The sequence below is a fragment of the Nitratireductor sp. ATLC21 genome (assembly GCF_057196525.1).
The window spans coordinates 424,514-442,298 of sequence record NZ_JBXUOU010000003.1; the positions used below are offsets into that span (position 1 = coordinate 424,514).

Annotated in this window: 14 protein-coding genes; 9 read left to right on the top strand and 5 right to left on the bottom strand. The window is 60.9% G+C overall.

Translation table 11 applies throughout. The features are described 5' to 3' along the window. Positions 1–122 precede the first annotated feature (122 nt). The 3 genes from AC2CHD_RS16535 to xth all read left to right on the top strand — a co-directional run bounded on the left by AC2CHD_RS16535 (position 123) and on the right by xth (position 4,359). Positions 123–2,672 (top strand): DNA translocase FtsK, encoded by a 2,550-nt coding sequence (locus AC2CHD_RS16535; RefSeq protein ID WP_484554544.1) that lies wholly within the window; start codon positions 123–125, stop codon positions 2,670–2,672. A 106-nt stretch (positions 2,673–2,778) separates the two neighbouring features. Further along, on the top strand, positions 2,779–3,414 hold the full coding sequence (locus AC2CHD_RS16540; protein WP_484554545.1) for an outer membrane lipoprotein carrier protein LolA: 636 nt from the start codon (positions 2,779–2,781) through the stop codon (positions 3,412–3,414). 135 nt (positions 3,415–3,549) lie between these two features. Beyond that, the gene (gene xth, locus AC2CHD_RS16545; RefSeq protein ID WP_484554546.1) at positions 3,550–4,359 is read left to right on the top strand and encodes an exodeoxyribonuclease III; all 810 of its coding nucleotides are present in this window, start codon (positions 3,550–3,552) and stop codon (positions 4,357–4,359) included. 87 nt (positions 4,360–4,446) lie between these two features. Here the strand turns inward: xth and AC2CHD_RS16550 are convergent, their stop codons facing one another. Further along, a complete protein-coding gene (locus AC2CHD_RS16550; protein ID WP_229449640.1) occupies positions 4,447–4,902 on the bottom strand; it encodes a cyclic nucleotide-binding domain-containing protein in 456 nt (151 codons plus the stop codon). A gap of 55 nt (positions 4,903–4,957) precedes the next feature. After that, the gene (locus AC2CHD_RS16555; RefSeq protein WP_229449641.1) at positions 4,958–5,641 is read right to left on the bottom strand and encodes a response regulator transcription factor; all 684 of its coding nucleotides are present in this window, start codon (positions 5,639–5,641) and stop codon (positions 4,958–4,960) included. Between the two features lie 156 nt (positions 5,642–5,797). On the opposite strand from AC2CHD_RS16555, the gene AC2CHD_RS16560 reads away from it, so the two are divergent. Further along, the gene (locus AC2CHD_RS16560; protein WP_484554547.1) at positions 5,798–6,346 is read left to right on the top strand and encodes a L,D-transpeptidase family protein; all 549 of its coding nucleotides are present in this window, start codon (positions 5,798–5,800) and stop codon (positions 6,344–6,346) included. A 25-nt stretch (positions 6,347–6,371) separates the two neighbouring features. Here AC2CHD_RS16560 and AC2CHD_RS16565 read toward each other — a convergent pair whose 3' ends face one another. Then, positions 6,372–6,953: a peroxidase-related enzyme gene (locus tag AC2CHD_RS16565; protein WP_229449643.1), complete on the bottom strand. Its 582-nt coding sequence runs from the start codon at positions 6,951–6,953 to the stop codon at positions 6,372–6,374. A gap of 123 nt (positions 6,954–7,076) precedes the next feature. Between AC2CHD_RS16565 and AC2CHD_RS16570 the strand changes: the two genes are divergently transcribed. Together AC2CHD_RS16570 and AC2CHD_RS16575 are read left to right on the top strand one after the other, a co-directional pair. Beyond that, positions 7,077–11,861: an NAD-glutamate dehydrogenase gene (locus tag AC2CHD_RS16570; protein WP_484554548.1), complete on the top strand. Its 4,785-nt coding sequence runs from the start codon at positions 7,077–7,079 to the stop codon at positions 11,859–11,861. Positions 11,862–11,889: 28 nt separating this feature from the next. Then, positions 11,890–13,290 carry an MFS transporter gene (locus tag AC2CHD_RS16575; RefSeq protein WP_484554745.1) on the top strand — a complete coding sequence of 467 codons (1,401 nt, stop codon included), beginning with the start codon at positions 11,890–11,892 and terminating at the stop codon, positions 13,288–13,290. 18 nt (positions 13,291–13,308) lie between these two features. Here AC2CHD_RS16575 and purH read toward each other — a convergent pair whose 3' ends face one another. Next, entirely contained in the window at positions 13,309–14,925 is a 1,617-nt protein-coding gene (gene purH, locus AC2CHD_RS16580; protein WP_484554549.1) for a bifunctional phosphoribosylaminoimidazolecarboxamide formyltransferase/IMP cyclohydrolase, read from the bottom strand. A gap of 141 nt (positions 14,926–15,066) precedes the next feature. Between purH and AC2CHD_RS16585 the strand changes: the two genes are divergently transcribed. The 3 genes from AC2CHD_RS16585 to AC2CHD_RS16595 all read left to right on the top strand — a co-directional run bounded on the left by AC2CHD_RS16585 (position 15,067) and on the right by AC2CHD_RS16595 (position 16,788). Beyond that, entirely contained in the window at positions 15,067–15,492 is a 426-nt protein-coding gene (locus AC2CHD_RS16585; RefSeq protein ID WP_484554550.1) for a GNAT family N-acetyltransferase, read from the top strand. Between the two features lie 215 nt (positions 15,493–15,707). Then, the gene (locus AC2CHD_RS16590) at positions 15,708–16,160 is read left to right on the top strand and encodes an Lrp/AsnC family transcriptional regulator (RefSeq protein WP_229449647.1); all 453 of its coding nucleotides are present in this window, start codon (positions 15,708–15,710) and stop codon (positions 16,158–16,160) included. Positions 16,161–16,164: 4 nt separating this feature from the next. Continuing rightward, complete coding sequence (locus AC2CHD_RS16595) at positions 16,165–16,788, top strand: LysE family translocator (protein ID WP_484554551.1); 624 nt, start codon at positions 16,165–16,167, stop codon at positions 16,786–16,788. Here AC2CHD_RS16595 and AC2CHD_RS16600 read toward each other — a convergent pair. Next, the gene (locus AC2CHD_RS16600) at positions 16,779–17,777 is read right to left on the bottom strand and encodes a helix-turn-helix domain-containing protein (RefSeq protein WP_484554552.1); all 999 of its coding nucleotides are present in this window, start codon (positions 17,775–17,777) and stop codon (positions 16,779–16,781) included. The genes AC2CHD_RS16595 and AC2CHD_RS16600 overlap by 10 nt on opposite strands. Positions 17,778–17,785 lie beyond the last annotated feature (8 nt).

Here is a 17,785-nt window from a genome sequence, read left to right on the forward strand (position 1 = left end):
AGAAATTGCAACGCACCCCTCCATGGTTAATGCCGTCTTAACCATCCGCTCGCTAGGGTCTGAAACGAGTCATCACGGCGCGTTTCGCGTCGAAAGCAACGCGCGAGCGGAGAATTGAGCGCATGAGTTCCGGGTCTTCGGCATTCTTGGCGATGGATGAAAACAGCTACGGTCTGCAGGCTTTCCTGCGCCGTCAGGCAGCGCGTGCAGGCGGCCTTGCGCTGCTGGCCTTCGTGGCGTTCGGCGTGGCGGCGCTCGCCACCTGGAACGTGGCCGATCCAAGCTTCAGCCATGCCACCGCCAATCCCGTCACCAATGCGATGGGATATCCCGGGGCGGTTTTCTCCGATCTTGCCATGCAGTTTTACGGCCTGGCGGCGCTGATCGGGCTCGTGCCGGCGGTATGCTGGGGCGTGCTCCTTCTGCTGGGCCGTCCGATTGATCGCGCTGTGAAGCGGGCTGGTGCATGGTTCCTGGGCGCGGTTTTGGCTGCAGGCATAGTCGGCGCGTTCGCGCCGCCACCCACCTGGCCTTTGCCCACGGGTCTTGGCGGCGTACTGGGTGACATGATCCTCTCCGTTCCTGCGAAATTTCTCGGCGCGTATCCGCGCGGCTTTGCGGGTTTCGTGATCGCTGCAATTCTTGGCCTGCCGGCGGGCTGGCTCCTTGCCTTCGGCGCCGGCTTGCTTTCACGTCCCTCAGCCGACGACTTTGCCGAGGAGCAAGACGACGACGCTGCCTTCGATGCTTTGGATGAAGATGATGAAAGCGGAGGTTCGGTCATCCTTGGCTATATGGCCCATTGGTGGTTGTCCTTCTGCGCATTTTTCCGACGCAACCTTGTCCGTGCCGGTCCACGCGATAGCCATCGGACGCGAGCGATCGATCTGGACGAGGATGAAGAGACGGGCTTCGACGATTTTGATATGGATGCCCGGGTTGAGCCGGACTTCAACGAGGCGCCTGCAGCCCCCCGCGCGCGCGTGGAACCCGAGTTTGACGCCCCGGTGCCGCAGCCTGTTGCCGCACCATCGCGGCAGGCAGTGTCCGCACCTGCGACGCAACGGGTTGAGAATCCTGCACCAAGGCCGGCGGAAGGTGCGCGTGTTCGCCGCGAGGCACAGCCCTCCTTCCTCGACAGTGGAACTTTTGAACTTCCAGAACTCCATCTGCTTGCGGAACCAAAAACCTCGACAAAGGACCCTTCGCTTTCCCGGGATGCGCTGGAGCAGAATGCCCGCCTTCTCGAAGGCGTTCTGGAGGATTTCGGCGTCAAGGGCGAGATCATCCATGTGCGTCCCGGCCCGGTGGTCACACTCTATGAGCTGGAGCCTGCGCCCGGCATCAAATCGTCGCGCGTCATCGGCCTCGCAGACGATATTGCCCGGTCCATGAGTGCCATAGCGGCCCGCGTGGCCGTGGTGCCCGGCCGCAACGCCATCGGCATCGAACTGCCGAATTCTACGCGCGAAACCGTTTATCTGCGCGAGCTTCTGGCAAGCCGCGACTTCGAGGCGAGCAAGGCCAAACTGGCGCTTTCGCTGGGCAAGACCATCAATGGCGAAGCCGTAATCGCCGACCTTGCCAAGATGCCTCACCTTCTGGTGGCCGGTACCACCGGTTCGGGCAAGTCGGTCGCCATCAACACCATGATCCTGTCGCTGCTCTACCGCATGACGCCCGAGCAGTGCCGCCTGATCATGATCGATCCGAAGATGCTGGAACTGTCCATCTATGACGGCATCCCGCATCTCCTGACCCCGGTTGTGACCGACCCCAAGAAAGCGGTCGTCGCGCTCAAATGGACCGTGCGGGAGATGGAAGACCGCTACCGCAAGATGTCCAAGGTCGGTGTGCGCAACATCGAGGGCTTCAACCAGCGTGTCGTTGCCGCCAAGAAGAAGGGCGAGACGATAAAGCGCACCGTCCAGACCGGCTTCGACCGCGAGACGGGCGAGGCGATCTACGAGAGCGAGGATCTGGATCTCGAGCCGATGCCCTTCATCGTCGTCATCATCGATGAGATGGCCGACCTGATGATGGTCGCCGGCAAGGATATCGAAGGCGCGGTGCAGCGACTGGCGCAGATGGCGCGTGCTGCCGGCATCCATGTGATCATGGCCACGCAGCGTCCTTCGGTGGATGTCATCACCGGCACGATCAAGGCCAACTTCCCGACGCGCATCTCCTTCCAGGTGACGTCGAAGATCGACAGCCGCACCATTCTCGGAGAGCAGGGGGCGGAGCAGCTTCTGGGCATGGGCGACATGCTTTACATGGCTGGCGGCGGGCGCATACAGCGCGTCCACGGTCCGTTTGTTTCCGATGGCGAGGTGGAAAGCATCGTCAATCATCTGAAGATGCAGGGCGTGCCGGACTATCTCGACGCTGTCACCGAGGATGACGATGAGGAGGATGGCGGCTCAGCTGGCGGCGGCGGAGGATCCGGAGGCGGCAATCTGGGCGATTCTGCCGATCCCTACGATCAGGCGGTCGCTGTGGTTCTGCGCGACGGAAAGGCGTCCACCAGCTATATCCAGCGCCGTCTCGGCATCGGCTACAACCGCGCCGCGTCAATCATTGAACGCATGGAGGAAGAGGGCATTGTCGGCCCTGCCAATCACGCCGGCAAGCGCGAGATTCTCGTGCCCACGGAGCAGGATGAGGTCTGATGAGGCCGGGCATCGGAACCGGCTTCGGTATCGGCCGTTAACCTGCAGCCAAATTTCGGCCCTACTGGTTGGTTATCCGGGAGGGCAAATGTGGAGATCGAACACGATGAATTTTGGGGTAACCGACTTTCTGGCCCGGCGACTCGCGATCGCGGCGATGGCTTTGACGGCGTTCTGCGTTGTGCCTCTGGCAGCGCAGGCTGCACAGAGTGCCGACCAGATTGCGGCGCATTTTTCCAGCGTTCGCACCATGATGGGCGAATTTGTGCAATTCGGCCCGCGGGGTGAGCAGACCGGCGGCAAGTTCTATATCGAACGTCCGGGCAAGATCCGCTTTGACTATGAAGAGCCGTCAGGCTTCCGTGTAACGTCCGACGGAAGTTCGGTCGTCATCATGAACAAGAAGCTCAATACGGCGGATCTTTACCCGCTCTCGAAAACACCGTTGAAGCTGCTTCTTGACGAACGCATCGATCTTTCGGGCGACAAGGTTCAGACCGTACGTGAGGACAATGATCTGACAACGATCAAGATGTCCGACAAGTCCGTTTTCGGAGATTCGACCATCACGATGATGTTCGATACGAATTCATACGACCTGCGCCAGTGGACCATTACCGATGCACAGGGCAAGGACACGACGGTGATGATTTTCAACGTTCAGCAGGGCGTCACCTTCGACCCGAGTGTGTTCAAGATCGACTACCGTCGGGTCGACGCGATGAGCCGCAACAAGCGTTGATACCGACGCATTGAGATCTGGCCGGCCTGTGGACAGTCCGGCCTTTTCTTTTCCGGCAGGCCGATTTGCTTGTCATTCTTTCCTGTTCCGGGCAGGTTTGCGCTTCCTGCAAGCTTTCTAGCCCGGACTGCCTTCATGCCCTTCACCATCGCCACCTGGAACATCAATTCCGTGCGGCTGCGCATGCCGCTCGTCGAGCAGTTTCTGGAACGGTACAGCCCGGACGTCCTTTGCCTTCAGGAAACCAAATGTGCCGATGACCAGTTCCCCGCCGCCGCTTTCCGGAAGGCTGGATATGAGCACATGGCGATCCATGGTCAGAAGGGTTATCACGGTGTCGCCACGATCGCGCGCCGCCCTCTCAAACTCGTCGAAAAGCGCGCATTTTGCGGGATGGGCGATAGCCGACACATTTCCGTATCCCTTGATACGGGCGCGGGGCGCTCCGTCCTTCTGCATAATTTCTACGTGCCTGCCGGTGGCGACGAGCCGGATCCGGAGATCAATCCGAAGTTTCGCCACAAGCTTGACTTTCTTGCAGAAATGCATGCGCTGCGCGCTGAAGAAAGCGACAATTCGGGGAGCATTCTCGTCGGCGACCTCAATATCGCGCCGCTCGAAACCGATGTCTGGTCACACAAGCAGCTTCTCAAAGTCGTCAGCCACACACCGGTCGAGACCGAAGGGCTGGAAAGGCTGCGGAAGGAAGGCGGTTGGGTGGATCTGATGCGGCAGATTATTCCACCGGAAGAAAAAATCTTCACATGGTGGAGCTACCGCGCCAAGGACTGGGCGCTTTCTGATCGTGGACGCAGGCTCGACCATATCTGGTCGTCACCCAATCTTTCTCCGGCGTTGAACCGGATTGAAGTGTTGCGCGAGGCGCGTGGGTGGGACCGTCCATCGGACCATGTGCCTGTCATTGCAGGCTTTGACTTCGGCTGACCGTTTTTCAGGAATTTCACTGATTTTCAGCGAAAACGCCCTTTTTGGAGGAAAAAGGGCTGAAACGCGTTTGTTTCTACGGAAAAATCAATCGGCGAACCGGGCCGCGATTTGCTCCATTCGGGCGATCATGAGTTGCAGGTTATCGGCAATTCTCTCATGCAGACGGATTGCCGTTTCGGGAAACTCTTCAAGGATCCGATGAAAGCTTGAACGACTGATCCTCACAAGCCGCGTTTCGGTTTCCGCCATCGCGTTTGTCATACGGCGGCCTTCGGCGATCAGTGCGAACTCGCCCATCATGTCACCAGGGCCGAGCCGCTCGATAATCTGGCGTTCGCCATCCCGTTCGGTAAACAGCACAACGTTCCCGGAGGCGACGATAAAGGCGCAGTCGGCAGTTGCTCCTTCGGCATAGATTTCCCGTCCGGCGGAAAGCGTCATGCTTTCGGCGCCGAAGGCCATGAGGCGCAACTGTTCGCGCGTGAATCCTTCAAACAGACCCACGCCGGACAGAATGCGAATATCATCGTCCAGCGCCATTGACGTTGTCCCCGACCCGTTCCCGGCGATCCCCGAACGCCCTCATGGCGCAGTCTCACGGAACGAGCTTATAACCACCGCTTTCTGTCACAAGAATTTCAGCTTTGGAAGGATCGCGCTCGATCTTTTGCCGAAGACGGTAGACATGGGTCTCGAGTGTGTGGGTGGTAACGCCGGAATTGTAACCCCAGACTTCTTCCAGAAGGACGTCGCGTGTCACCACTTTCTGTTCGGCGCGATAGAGGTATTTGATGATCGCGGCTTCTTTTTCCGTCAGGCGAATCTTGCCGCCGCGTTCATCGATGAGGAGTTTCTGCGAGGGTTTGAACGTGTAGGGGCCAACGGCGAAGGTGGCATCCTCGCTCTGCTCGTGCTGGCGAAGCTGCGCGCGGATGCGGGCGAGAAGCACGGCGAATCGGAATGGCTTGGTCACATAGTCGTTGGCGCCGGCCTCAAGGCCAAGGATCGTGTCCGAATCGGTGTCCTGCGCCGTCAGCATGATGATCGGCGCGCGATAACCGCCCTTGCGCAAAAGCTTGACCGCTTCACGCCCATCCATATCCGGCAGGCCGACATCCATGATGAGCAGGTCGACAATCGCGTTGCGCGCAGACTGAATGCCTTTCGTCGCCGTGTCCTCCTGAAGAATGTCGAATTCCTCATAGAGCGACAGTTGCTCGACGAGTGTCGTCCTCAGGTCTTCGTCATCATCGACGATTAGGATGGTGCGTGACGTCATGGTTGTATCCACTATCCAGGAAAAAGGCTGCCGATTCAAATGGAATTGCAGTGTTGACCGTTCCCGCTTTATGCGGAACTTAACAGTGCGAGAACACCATGGCGAACATTTGTTCCAATCAATTTAACGTAAGCTGAGACGTGGGTTATCCTCAAGATGACGTGTGAAGCCGGCAAATCGATTGATCTGATCGAGGTGCGCCGCAGGCCGGGCAGGCCGACCGAGGGATTGATGGTGGTGGGGCCACTCGTCTTTCCATGCGCGCTGGGGCGTACAGGTACGACGATGCTCAAGCGCGAAGGGGACGGCGCCACTCCAATCGGAGATTTGCGGCTCCTGTCCGGCTATTTTCGTGGTGACAGAGCCCCTTCCGGCCCGCCCAGGAGCCGTTTTCCGCTGCGTCAGATCAAAGACGGAGATGGCTGGTGCGACGCGTCAGGCGATCGCAATTACAATCGCCCGGTCCGACTGCCCTATCGGGCCAGCCATGAACGCATGACGCGCGAAGATCGTCTCTACGATATCTGCATGGTGTCGGACTGGAACATGCGGCCGGCAATCCGCAATCGCGGCAGTGCGATTTTCTTTCATATTGCCAAGCCCGGTTTCCCGCCCACCGAGGGCTGCATAGCCGTATCGCCTCGCGCCATGGCACGCATTCTGCCGCTCATCGGCCCAACTACGCGAATCAGGGTGTATCGGTAGCCTTAATAGCGATGACCCTTTGCGGTCAGTCAGATGATGGTTGCCGAGCCATCGCATGATACTCCTCATTGGGATGCATATCGACGGCAGCGGCCATGCGGTTGGTCATGTTGAAGAAGCTGGCCACGGCGGCAATATCCCAGATGTCACGCTCGGAGAAGCCGGCAGCGCGGAGCGTCTCCCGATCCGTTTCCTCAATCTTTGCAGGGCTTTCTGTGAGTTTGACGGCGAAATCGAGCATTGCCTTTTGTCGCGGATCAAGTTTTGCGGCCCGATAATTCATGACCATGAGCTCGCCCAGTACCGGATCACCGGAAAGCTGGCGGACGGCCGCACCATGCGCAGTGAGGCAGTAGAAGCAATGGTTGATGCTGGAAACCGCAACGGCAATCATTTCGCGCTCAAGCTTCGTCAGACCCGAATCACCCAGCATCAGATCATTGTACATCTGCGTGAAGGCTCTGAGCTTGTTCTCATCGAACGCGTAGGCGCGCAGCACATTGGGCACCAGGCCAAGTTTCTCCTCGCATTTTTCGAAATAGGCTTGGGTTTCCTCGCTCAGTGCTTCGAGCGGAGGAAAATGCAGTGCAGTGACCGGTTTCGTCATGATGCAGACACCCTTTCGATAGGAATAGGTTGTATTCAGCCTGCACGGTGGAATGACGGGTCGTCAAACCGCTTTTGTCTGAATACGATGGGCCAGTTTGGTCAACCAACAGGGATTTTCGGCATGGTAGCCAAAGCAAAGACCTCCAAGACCGCGAAAAAGGGCGGACCGATGGGCAAGGTCCTGCATGAGATCATCAGCGCGCGGACGCCGGCGGAGGATCTTCGCCCCTATGACGAGGCAGCGCTGCTGCGCACGGCCGAGGATGCTGTCGCCGCCATCAAGGCTCACAAGCCGGGAACCAGCGTCGTGCGGATAGACAATGTTGCGGGGATCGAACGGCTTGGCCGCCCGGTCAGCGTGCTGACGGTCGTGAATGACAACATGCCGTTTCTGTTCGATTCGGTGCTGGGAGAACTCAGCGATTTCGGTGCTGAAGCGACACTCGTCGCGCATCCGGTTCTCGTGGTGCGTTACGGCAAGAAAGGCGTGGAAGAGATTGTCGGCGACGCAGCCGGCACAAAACCCGCTGCCGGTGAGGACAAGATCAGCCTCATTCACGTCCATCTTCCCCGATTGTCCGACGACCAATGCAAGGAGTTGGAAACGCGTCTCAACGCAACTTTGGCGCAGGTCCGTGCGGCAGTGGTCGACTGGAAGCCGATGCTTGCACGGCTCGACCAGCAGATCACCGAATTGCGCTATGCCCCCGTGCCGCTGGACAAGGATGCTGTTTCAGAAGCAATCGCCTTTCTGGAATGGTTGCGCGACCACAATTTCACATTCCTCGGCATGCGCGAGTTTCGGTATTCGGGAGGCGAGGAGAACGGGACGCTGGAACGTGCCAACAAGAAGGGGCTGGGCATTCTGGCCGATCCGGACGTTCTCGTTCTGCGCCGCGGCAAGGAGGCGGTTTCGACCACTCCGGAGATTCGCGCCTTTCTCCATGGTCCCGATCCGTTCATCGTGACCAAGGCCAATGCCAAATCGGTTGTCCATCGCCGCGCCTATCTCGACTATATCGGCGTCAAGACCTTTGACGACAAAGGAAAACTGACCGGCGAGCTGCGCATTGTCGGCCTGTTCACCTCCACGGCCTACACGCGATCAGTGATGAAGATCCCGTATCTGCGGTCGAAGGCGGAGGCTGTTATCGCCAAGTCCGGATTTGCGTCGACCGACCATTCGGGCAAGGCGCTGATCAACGTTCTGGAATCCTATCCCCGCGACGAGCTTTTCCAGATCGGTCTGCCGATCCTGCGCAAGCATGCGGAAGCGATACTGGCTCTTGGCGAGCGTCCGCGGGTGCGGGCCCTGTATCGCATCGATCAGTTTGACCGGTTCGTTTCGGTGATCGTCTTCGTGCCGCGGGACCGGTACGATTCCCAGGTGCGCATCGAGATCGGCAACTACCTCAAGACCGTCTTCAAGGGACGCGTCTCAGCCTATTATCCGGCGTTCCCTGAAGGGACACTGGCGCGTGTCCATTTCATCATTGGACGTTCCGGCGGCAAGACACCCCGCATCGATACGGAGACGCTCGAGGCGGGCATTCGCAAGATCGTGCGAACCTGGGACGATGCCCTGCAGGAAGCGCTGGAAGAAACCGGTGCAGACCGCAGGCTCGCAGCCGTTGCCGCGGCGTTTCCCGAGAGCTACCGCAACGGTTTTTCCGCCGAAACGGCACTCATCGATGCCGCGCGCATGGCCAAGCTCTCCGAGTCCAATCGGATCGCCATCGATTTTCACAGGCATGACGATCAGGATGAAACGCAGGCAGCGCTGAAGATCTACCATTACGGTACCCCGGTTCCGTTGACGGAGCGTGTTCCGCTGCTCGAGAACATGGGCTTCCGTGTCATCTCCGAGCGTACCTTCGAAGTCGGCGATGCAGATGACGAAGAGAGCGCCCAGATTTTCATCCATGACATGGAGCTGGAAAATGCGTTCGATGGACCGATAGACCTTTCTGACAACGGTGCGCTGTTCGAAGAACTGTTTCTTTCTGTCTGGCGCAAAGAGCATGACGACGACCGGCTTAACGCATTGGCTCAGAGAGCCCGCCTGCGCGTTGACGAGATCGCTATTCTGCGCGCCTACAGCCGCTTCCTGCATCAGGCGAGCATTCCGCAGAGCCAGGATTTCATCGCCGCGACGATGAATCGCTATCCGCATATCGCGCGAAAGCTGTTTGAACTGTTCGTACTGCGCTTCGATCCCGCGAAGGCGGGAAAACCCAAAGCACGCGACGAGGCAATGGCGCTGAAGAGCGCGATCGAGGCGGATCTCGATGCGGTGCCCAACCTCGATGATGACACGATCATCCGGCGCTTCCTCAACCTGATCGAGGCGACGCTGCGCACCAATCATTATCGGCCAAAAGCCGATGAGACTGTCCGGTCACTGGCGCTGAAATTCGATTCTCGCGCCATCACGGGCCTGCCCCAGCCGCGGCCGTGGCGCGAGATTTTCGTCTACGGGCCAGAGGTGGAAGGTGTTCACCTCAGATTTGGTCCGGTCGCGCGCGGCGGCCTGCGCTGGTCTGACCGGGCGCAGGACTATCGCACCGAGGTGCTGGGCCTGGTGAAGGCGCAGCAGGTGAAGAATGCGGTGATCGTGCCGGTGGGCGCGAAGGGCGGTTTCTACCCGCGCCGCCTGCCGGAGAATGGCAGCCGCCAGGAGGTGTTCGAGGCAGGACGCGCGGCCTACATCAACTTCATCTCCAGTCTTTTGTCGCTGACCGACAATCTGGATGGCGACAAGGTCATTCCGCCAGAAGGCGTGGTGCGCCACGATGGCAATGACCCGTATTTCGTGGTGGCTGCCGACAAGGGAACGGCGACCTTCTCCGACACCGCCAACGCGATCAGCCAGGCGCATGATTTCTGGCTGGATGACGCTTTCGCCTCCGGCGGCTCGGCAGGCTATGACCACAAGAAGATGGGCATCACCGCACGGGGCGCGTGGGAAGCGGTGAAGCGGCATTTCCGCGAGATGAACCGCGATATCCAGTCGGAGCGTTTCACGGCTGTGGGTGTGGGAGACATGTCGGGTGACGTCTTCGGCAACGGCATGCTGCTTTCTACCTGCACGAAGGTGGTGGCCGCTTTCGACCACCGTGACATCTTCATCGATCCGGATCCCGATCCAGCGGTCTCCTATGCCGAGCGCAAGCGTCTCTTCGACATGGGGCGCTCGAGCTGGCAGGATTACGACACGAGCAAGCTTTCCAAGGGCGGCATCATCGTCTCGCGGGCCCAGAAGTCGATCACGCTCAGCAAGGCGGCAGCAGACGCCATCGGGCTCGACAAGACGACCGCCTCGCCGACCGAGATCATGACCGCGATCCTTAAGGCACCGGTGGATCTCCTCTGGTTCGGTGGTATCGGCACCTATGTGCGCTCACACACGGAAAGCAATCAGGAGGTGGGCGACCGGGCCAATGACGCGATCCGCGTGACCGCGCGCGAAGTGGGCGCCAAGGTGATTGGCGAAGGCGCCAATCTGGGCATGACGCAACTTGCACGCATCGAGTTTGGCCTGCATGGCGGACGCTGCAACTCCGACGCCATCGACAACTCTGCCGGCGTGAACTCTTCCGACGTTGAGGTGAACATCAAGATCGCGCTGGCGGCGGCGATGCGCTCTGGCGCGCTGGAACGGCCGGCACGTGACAAGCTGCTCGCCGAGATGACGGACGAAGTCGCCGAGCTGGTTCTTGCCAACAACTATCAGCAGACGCTGGCGATCTCGCAGGTTCAGAAGCGTGGCATGCCGGAAATGCCGCACCAGGCGCGGATGATGACCCTGTTCGAACAGCGCGGTCTGCTCGACCGGTCGGTGGAGTTTTTGCCGGGGCCGCAGGAGCTGGCGGATCGGGAAAGCCGGGGCGAGCCGCTGACGCGTGCGGAAGTGGGCGTGCTGCTTGCCTATGCGAAGATCGTGCTTTTCGACGAGATTGTCGCCAGCAAGGTGCCGGACGCGCCCCATCTGGAAGAAGATCTTTTTGCCTATTTCCCAAGCCGCATGGCGAAGAAATACGAGAGCGAGATCCGGTCCCATCGATTGAAGCGCGAGATCATCGCCACGGAACTGGCCAATGACGTGATCAACCGCGGCGGACCGAGCTTTGTCACGCGGCTACAGGATCTGACGGGCCGGCCGGCAGCCGACATCGTTGCCGCCTTTGCCGTGGTGCGCGAAGGGTTTGAGCTGCGGAAAATCTACAGGGCCATCGATGCGCTGGACAACAAGATCGACGGCATGGCGCAGCTTGATCTCTATCAGATCGTCTGGCGGCTGATCTATTCGGCGACGTCCTGGCAGCTCAAGAACGACAGCGACAAGGAAACCGTCGGCGCGCGCATCGATCGGCTGCGGGCCGCGCGCAAGGCGCTGGAGGGCAAGCTCATGCCGATGCTGCCGGCTTTCATGCGCGAGCGCCTGGAAAACCGCCGTGGGCAGCTCGTGGCGCTTGGCGCGCCGGAGGATCTGGCGAAGAAGCTTGCGTTCCTTTCGGTCGCGGAGATGGTGCCCGATATCGAACTGGTGGCTGAAAAGGCCGGTGCGCCGCTGGAGAAGGCCGCCAAGGCGTTCTTCGGCATCACCGATGCGTTTCGCATCGGGCGTATCGAGGATGCGGCGCACACGATCGTGCCTTCTGACTATTATGACGGGCTGGCGCTTTTCCGCGCGACCGACATGATCAGCGCCGCGCGGCGCGGGATGACGATCGCCGCGCTTTCCGACTATGGCAAGGAGGAGGATCCGGCGGAAAAATGGGTCGAGGCTGGTGGGGAGCACGTGGTGCGCGTGCGCGACAGGCTGCAGTCTCTCGTGGAGGGCGGCGAGATCAGCGTTTCGCGCCTCACCGTGGCTTCGGGTCTGATGAGCGATCTGAGTGTCTGATCTTGCCGGGGCGCCGGAAGACGCCGGGATGAACATGCCGCCGGCGGAGCACGGAACCGTGCCCCGCCGGGGCATCTGGGGCTGGATGCTCTTCGACTGGGCGCAACAGCCCTTTCACACGCTCATCATCACCTTTGTCTTCGCGCCCTATTTCGCCTCCGCCGTCGCGCCCGATGCGGCGCGGGGGCAGGAACTCTGGGGGCTCGCCACGGGCATTGGCGGGCTCGCCATCGCGCTTTCCTCGCCGGTTCTGGGGGCGATTGCCGATGCGACGGGGCCACGAAAGCCGTGGATCTTCGTGTTCTCGGTGATCGGGGTTCTGGCCTGCGCCTCGCTTTGGTTTGCTGCGCCGGGGGGCGGGCATATGGGGCTGGTTCTGCTTGCCGTGGCGCTCGCCGTGTTCGGCATGGAGTTCGCTGCCGTTTTCAACAACGCGATGATGCCTGATCTCGTGCCGCGCGCGGAGCTGGGGCGGCTTTCGGGCTCGGCCTGGGGACTGGGTTATGTAGGCGGGCTCCTGTCGCTGGTGCTTGTGCTCGGCTTCATGGCGGCACAGCCCGATACGGGCCGCACGCTTCTGGGGCTGGAGCCGATCTTCGGGCTCGATGCGGCGGCGCGTGAGGGCGACCGGGCGGCGGGGCCGCTGACAGGCTTATGGTATGCGCTGTTCGTGTTGCCGATGTTCCTCTTCACGCCCGATGCGCCGCGCCGCAGGGCGGCGACGGGGGCGATCCGCGAAGGGCTTGGCCGGTTGGGCGCTACGCTGAAACGTCTGCCTGGCGAGCGCAGCTATTTCAGTTTTTTGCTCTCGTCCATGTTCTACCGCGATGCGCTCAACGCGCTTTATGCCTTTGGCGGCATCTATGCGGCGGGGGTGCTTTCCTGGTCGATCACGCAGATCGGGCTGTTCGGGATTCTGGCCAATGTCACCGGTGCGCTGGGCGCGTGGCTCGGGGGGCGGATGGACAGGCGCTTCGGGCCGAAGCTGGTGGTGAGCGTGTCCATCGTGGTGCTGACCATGTGCGCGCTTCTGGTGATTTCCACCACGCGTGAGGAGCTTCTTTTCATGCCGATCAGCGGGGCTGGAGCAAGCAGCCTGCCCGACATCGCCTTCTTCGTGGCGGGGGCCTTCATCGGCGCTGCGGGCGGTTCGATCCAGGCCGCCTCGCGCACGCTGCTGGTGGATCAGGTTTCGCGCGAACGGGTGACGGAAGCCTTCGGGCTCTACGCGCTTTCCGGCAAGGCGACGACCTTTATCGGGCCGTTCGCCATCGCCATTGCTACCGGGTATTTCGCTTCGGAAGCCTTTGGTTTCTCGGTCGAGGACGCGCAGCGGCTTGGCGTGACGCCGATCCTCGTTCTGTTCCTCATCGGGCTGGTGCTTCTGCCCTTCGTGAAGAGCAGGCATCAGGAGGCGGGCGCCTCCTGATCCTTTGCGGTCAGTGCTCTAGTGACGGAAGTGGCGCATGCCGGTCATGACCATGGCGATGCCGTGTTCGTCGGCGGCGGCGATGACCTCGTCGTCGCGCATGGAACCGCCCGGCTGAATGACGGCGGTGGCGCCGGCTTCCACGGCGGAGAGAAGCCCGTCGGCGAAGGGGAAGAAGGCGTCGGAGGCGACGACCGAACCCTTGGTCAGCGGCTCGGCATTGCCGGCAGCCTGTGCCGCGTCCTCGGCTTTGCGGGCGGCGATGCGGGCGGAATCGACACGGCTCATCTGGCCGGCACCGACTCCCACGGTCGCGCCGTCGCGGACATAGACGATGGCGTTCGATTTCACGTGTTTGGCGACGCGGAAGGCGAAGACGAGATCGGCCATTTCCTTCTCGCTCGGCGCGCGTTTTGTCACGACCCTGAGGTCAAGATCGTCGACCACGCCATTGTCGCGCGACTGGACCAGCAGGCCGCCGGCAACGGTCTTGACGGCAAGGCCGGGTGCGCGCGGGTCGGCAAGCCCGCCGGTGACGAGCAGGCGCAGGTTCTTCTTGGCGGCAACGATGGCGCGGGCCTCTTCGCTCGCGTCGGGCGCGATGATGACCTCGGTGAAGATCTTGACGATCTCGGTGGCCGCTTCCGCGTCGAGCGGGCGGTTGAGCGCCACGATGCCGCCGAAGGCGGAGACGGGGTCGCAGGCGAGCGCCTTCTCATAGGCCTCGCGCAGCGTCGCGCCCTCGGCCACGCCACACGGATTGGCATGCTTGATGATGGCGACGGCGGCGGAGCGCTCCGGCGAAAATTCGGAGACGAGCTCGAAGGCGGCGTCCGTGTCGTTGATGTTGTTGTAGGAGAGCTGTTTGCCCTGAAGCTGGGTCGCGGTGGCGACGCCGGGGCGGCTATCACCGGTGACGTAGAAGCCTGCCTTCTGGTGCGGGTTCTCGCCGTAACGCATCACTTCCTTGAGCCTGCCGCCGACGGCGCGGAAATCCGGCGCCTCGACCTCGAGCGTTTCAGCGAACCAGCCGGAGATGGCCGCGTCATAGGCTGCGGTGCGGGCGAAGGCCTTGGCGGCGAGTTCCTGACGCAGGCGGTAGGGCAGGGCGCCATCATTCTCGGCAAGCGCCTCGAGAATGCGGGCGTAGTCGGCGGGTTCGGTTACGACGGCCACATAGGCGTGGTTCTTGGCTGCCGCGCGCAGCATGGCCGGACCGCCAATGTCGATGTTCTCGACCGTGGTTGCATAATCGCCACCGCCGAAACGCACCTCTTCGAACGGATAGAGATTGATCACGAGAAGATCGATGGGCGCGATGTCGTGCTCTTTCATCGCGCCGGCATGGTCGGCATCGTCACGAATGCCGAGCAGGCCGCCATGAACACCCGGATGCAGCGTCTTCACGCGCCCGTCCATGATCTCGGGAAAGCCGGTCAGCTCTGAGACGTCGCGCACGGGGATACCCTCACCGGAGAGCGTCTTGGAGGTGCCGCCGGTGGAGACGATCTCGACATTGCGGTCCGAAAGCGCGCGGGCGAAATCGACGATGCCGCTCTTGTCGGAGACCGACAGAAGCGCACGGCGGACGGGAACAAGATCGGGTGCGGGAATATTCTTGGCGGCAACGGACATACGAGGCGGCTCCGGCTTCGGGGAAGAATGTGGGGGACGTACCGGCAGGCGGAGCTCAAATCAAGCTTGGCGGCAGGCGATTGGCTATTTTGGCTCATTATCGGCTTGCATCGGCTGTGCAAAAGAGCATTGGTGCTCGGCATGAGCGAAAAACCTGAGATCCTCTATGCCAGTGAGCCAGACCTTGAGGCCCGCGCGTTCGGACAGGTGCTGCAGGAGTCAGGGCTTGGCGCGATCCGACCCATTGACGATGAAGCGCGACTTCAGCGCATGATCGCGGGTGCCGGGCTCATCGTGACTGCGCGGCGAAACATAAATGAAAAGCCGCTCGTGGGCGTCGCCCGTTGTGTCACAGATTTTTCGTGGTGTGCCTATCTCTCCGATCTTGCCGTGTCTTCAAAAGCGCAGGGGCTGGGAATTGGCCTCGGTATGATCAATGAGACGCGGCGACTGCTTGGGCCGGAGGTTGCCCTGATCCTAGCATCTGTGCCTGAGGCTGCGGGCTTCTATGAACGCATCGGGATGGAACGGATCGATGATGCATTCTGGTTTCGCCGCGAGCGTTGAAGAGGCACCAGTCAGACCGAAGGGTGTATGCGGCATGCAATAAGGTCAGGAAGCGGAGTACTCGACAATGGCGGACGCCTGTGGCAATCAATGTCTGGCTTTCGGCGGGCGATATAAAAATTTTGCGGCAATACTAGCATTTTTCCGCATATTTTATTGACTATTCACCATTCTTCTGCAAATTATCCTGAAATTGGATTTGCGGAAGAATTGCCATGGATCAGATCGACCATAAAATCGTGACCCTGTTGGCGGAGGATGCCCGCCGCTCTCTGGCTGATATTGGTGGTGTGGTGGGGCTGTCAGCTTCGGCGGTCAATGAGCGCATTCGCCGGCTTTCGGCAAGCGGTGTTATCCGGCGTTTCACGGTGGATGCCGATCCGGCGGCGCTGGGCTGCCCGGTGCTTGTTTTCATCTGGGTATCACTGGTTCAGAACGTCAATGAAGAGGCGTTTCGCGTTTTTGCGGCTGCCCACAAGGCGGTAGAGGAATGCCACCATGTGACTGGCCCGTGGTCCTATCTCATCAAGGCGCGCGTGCCTTCACTCTCCGATGTGGAAAGCGTTCTCGAAGACATGAAGAAGCATGGTTTTCTGGCCCGCAGCGAGTCTGTCGTGGCCCTTTCGACGGTGGAGCCGGGATCTTTCGCGCCGGTTGAAAAGGGCTGACAAAGTGGATGCGCTGCTGTTCGGCAAGAGCGTGTTGCTTGGGCTGGCTGTCGCGGCGCCGCTTGGGCCCATCGGGGCATTGTGTGTGAACAGAACGCTTGAGCATGGCCTGTGGGCCGGCATTGCCGGCGGTCTGGGCACGGCCCTTGCAGATGCTCTCTATGCGGCGCTGGCGGCGGTCGGATTTGCGGCGTTTGCGGCAGCGCTAGCGATGGTCGATGCGCCGCTCAAGCTTGCCGGAGGCCTGTTTCTGGCATGGCTCGGCTGGAAAAGTTTTTCGGCACTACCGCCGCGGGCCGCTGCCAGGGCCCGGGCAAGCGATCTCTTCGGAACCGCCGTTGCCACCTTTTTCCTGACAATCACCAATCCGATGACCATTCTCGCCTTTGCGGCGATGTTTGCCGGTCTCGGGCTGGCGGATTCTCCACGCTCTAGCGATGCGGTGGCCGTGGTGACGGGCGTTTTTCTCGGCTCGCTTCTGTGGTGGTTTATCCTGAGTGGCGGCGTGGCGCTGGCGCGCGCGCGGCTGCCTGAAAGTCTGTCGCTTTGGGTATCGCGCATATCGGGAACGATCCTGTTTGCCTTTGCCGCTCTTGCGATCGGTTCGGCGTTACACGGCTATTCGTGAGCGGCGATCTTGGCGTTCCATTCGCGCGGCGTTGTTCCGGTGATGCGTCGGAACTCGCGGTTGAAATTGGATTTGGTGTTGAAACCGCTTGAGAGCATGGCTTCGGTGACATTGGCGCCATCTTCCAGTGCGCGGCAGGCGTGATGAATGCGATGCCGGTTGATGTAGCGAGAGACGTTTTCGCCACTGACCAGATTGATGGCGGAGGAGAGTTGTTTGACCGGTACGTGCAATCGTCGGGCGAGCCGCGCGAGCGTTAGGGACGGATCAAGATAAGGCCTGTCGGTCTGAAGGAGCGCATCGAGCCGCTGGACGAGATGGGCATCTTCCTCGCTGGGGTGGGGACTCTGTGGGGGAGACTCCGCCTCTGTCTCACCCATGGCATTGGGTGAAATGCTGAGCAATCCGATGGCAAGCAGTGCGGCCGACGAAAAGACGCTGACAATGACTGGCGGCAGCCCGGTCTGGCCGGTCATGATGGCGAGCGCAATGAGTGCGTCGCTGAGCGCCGACAGGATGAGGGCGAGGCCGATGCCACCCCAGATTCGGGCCGGCAGGCGTCCGGCCTCAAGCCGTGCCAGAGGCAGATCATCGTCGCTGCGGTGCAGCTTCACCAGAATGGCGAGACCATAGAGAACGAAGATGGCCGGGACCACCGTATCGAGCGTACCCGGCGCGAAGACGACGCAGAAAGCTGCAAAGGCAGGTGCTGCAAGGTGCACGAGATCGCGAGGCAATGAGAATGGGCGGAACGAGGCCGTCTGGAAAGCGAGCCATGACAGTGGCGGCACGAATGTGGCTGTGATGGGCTGAAGGGGCAGAAGTGCGCTGATGCCATAATATTGGCGCAGCGAAACGATGAGGCTTTGCAGCGCGCAGGCGGCAAGCACTGCCATCAGAAACGGTGGGCGCTCGCTGGAGAAGGCGATCCGGATCAGTAGCCCTGCGAGCACGAGGGCGACGATCATTGGAATGGGCAGAGCCAGCATGGGTGGAG

What these genes read in the sequence shown, in the direction of transcription:
- AC2CHD_RS16535 (WP_484554544.1), top strand. Translation starts at nt 123, where the DNA reads ATGAGTTCCGGGTCTTCGGCATTCTTGGCGATGGATGAAAACAGCTAC.
- AC2CHD_RS16540 (WP_484554545.1), top strand. Translation starts at nt 2,779, where the DNA reads ATGAATTTTGGGGTAACCGACTTTCTGGCCCGGCGACTCGCGATCGCG.
- xth (WP_484554546.1), top strand. Translation starts at nt 3,550, where the DNA reads ATGCCCTTCACCATCGCCACCTGGAACATCAATTCCGTGCGGCTGCGC.
- AC2CHD_RS16550 (WP_229449640.1), bottom strand. Translation starts at nt 4,902, where the DNA reads ATGGCGCTGGACGATGATATTCGCATTCTGTCCGGCGTGGGTCTGTTT.
- AC2CHD_RS16555 (WP_229449641.1), bottom strand. Translation starts at nt 5,641, where the DNA reads ATGACGTCACGCACCATCCTAATCGTCGATGATGACGAAGACCTGAGG.
- AC2CHD_RS16560 (WP_484554547.1), top strand. Translation starts at nt 5,798, where the DNA reads ATGACGTGTGAAGCCGGCAAATCGATTGATCTGATCGAGGTGCGCCGC.
- AC2CHD_RS16565 (WP_229449643.1), bottom strand. Translation starts at nt 6,953, where the DNA reads ATGACGAAACCGGTCACTGCACTGCATTTTCCTCCGCTCGAAGCACTG.
- AC2CHD_RS16570 (WP_484554548.1), top strand. Translation starts at nt 7,077, where the DNA reads ATGGTAGCCAAAGCAAAGACCTCCAAGACCGCGAAAAAGGGCGGACCG.
- AC2CHD_RS16575 (WP_484554745.1), top strand. Translation starts at nt 11,890, where the DNA reads ATGAACATGCCGCCGGCGGAGCACGGAACCGTGCCCCGCCGGGGCATC.
- purH (WP_484554549.1), bottom strand. Translation starts at nt 14,925, where the DNA reads ATGTCCGTTGCCGCCAAGAATATTCCCGCACCCGATCTTGTTCCCGTC.
- AC2CHD_RS16585 (WP_484554550.1), top strand. Translation starts at nt 15,067, where the DNA reads ATGAGCGAAAAACCTGAGATCCTCTATGCCAGTGAGCCAGACCTTGAG.
- AC2CHD_RS16590 (WP_229449647.1), top strand. Translation starts at nt 15,708, where the DNA reads ATGGATCAGATCGACCATAAAATCGTGACCCTGTTGGCGGAGGATGCC.
- AC2CHD_RS16600 (WP_484554552.1), bottom strand. Translation starts at nt 17,777, where the DNA reads ATGCTGGCTCTGCCCATTCCAATGATCGTCGCCCTCGTGCTCGCAGGG.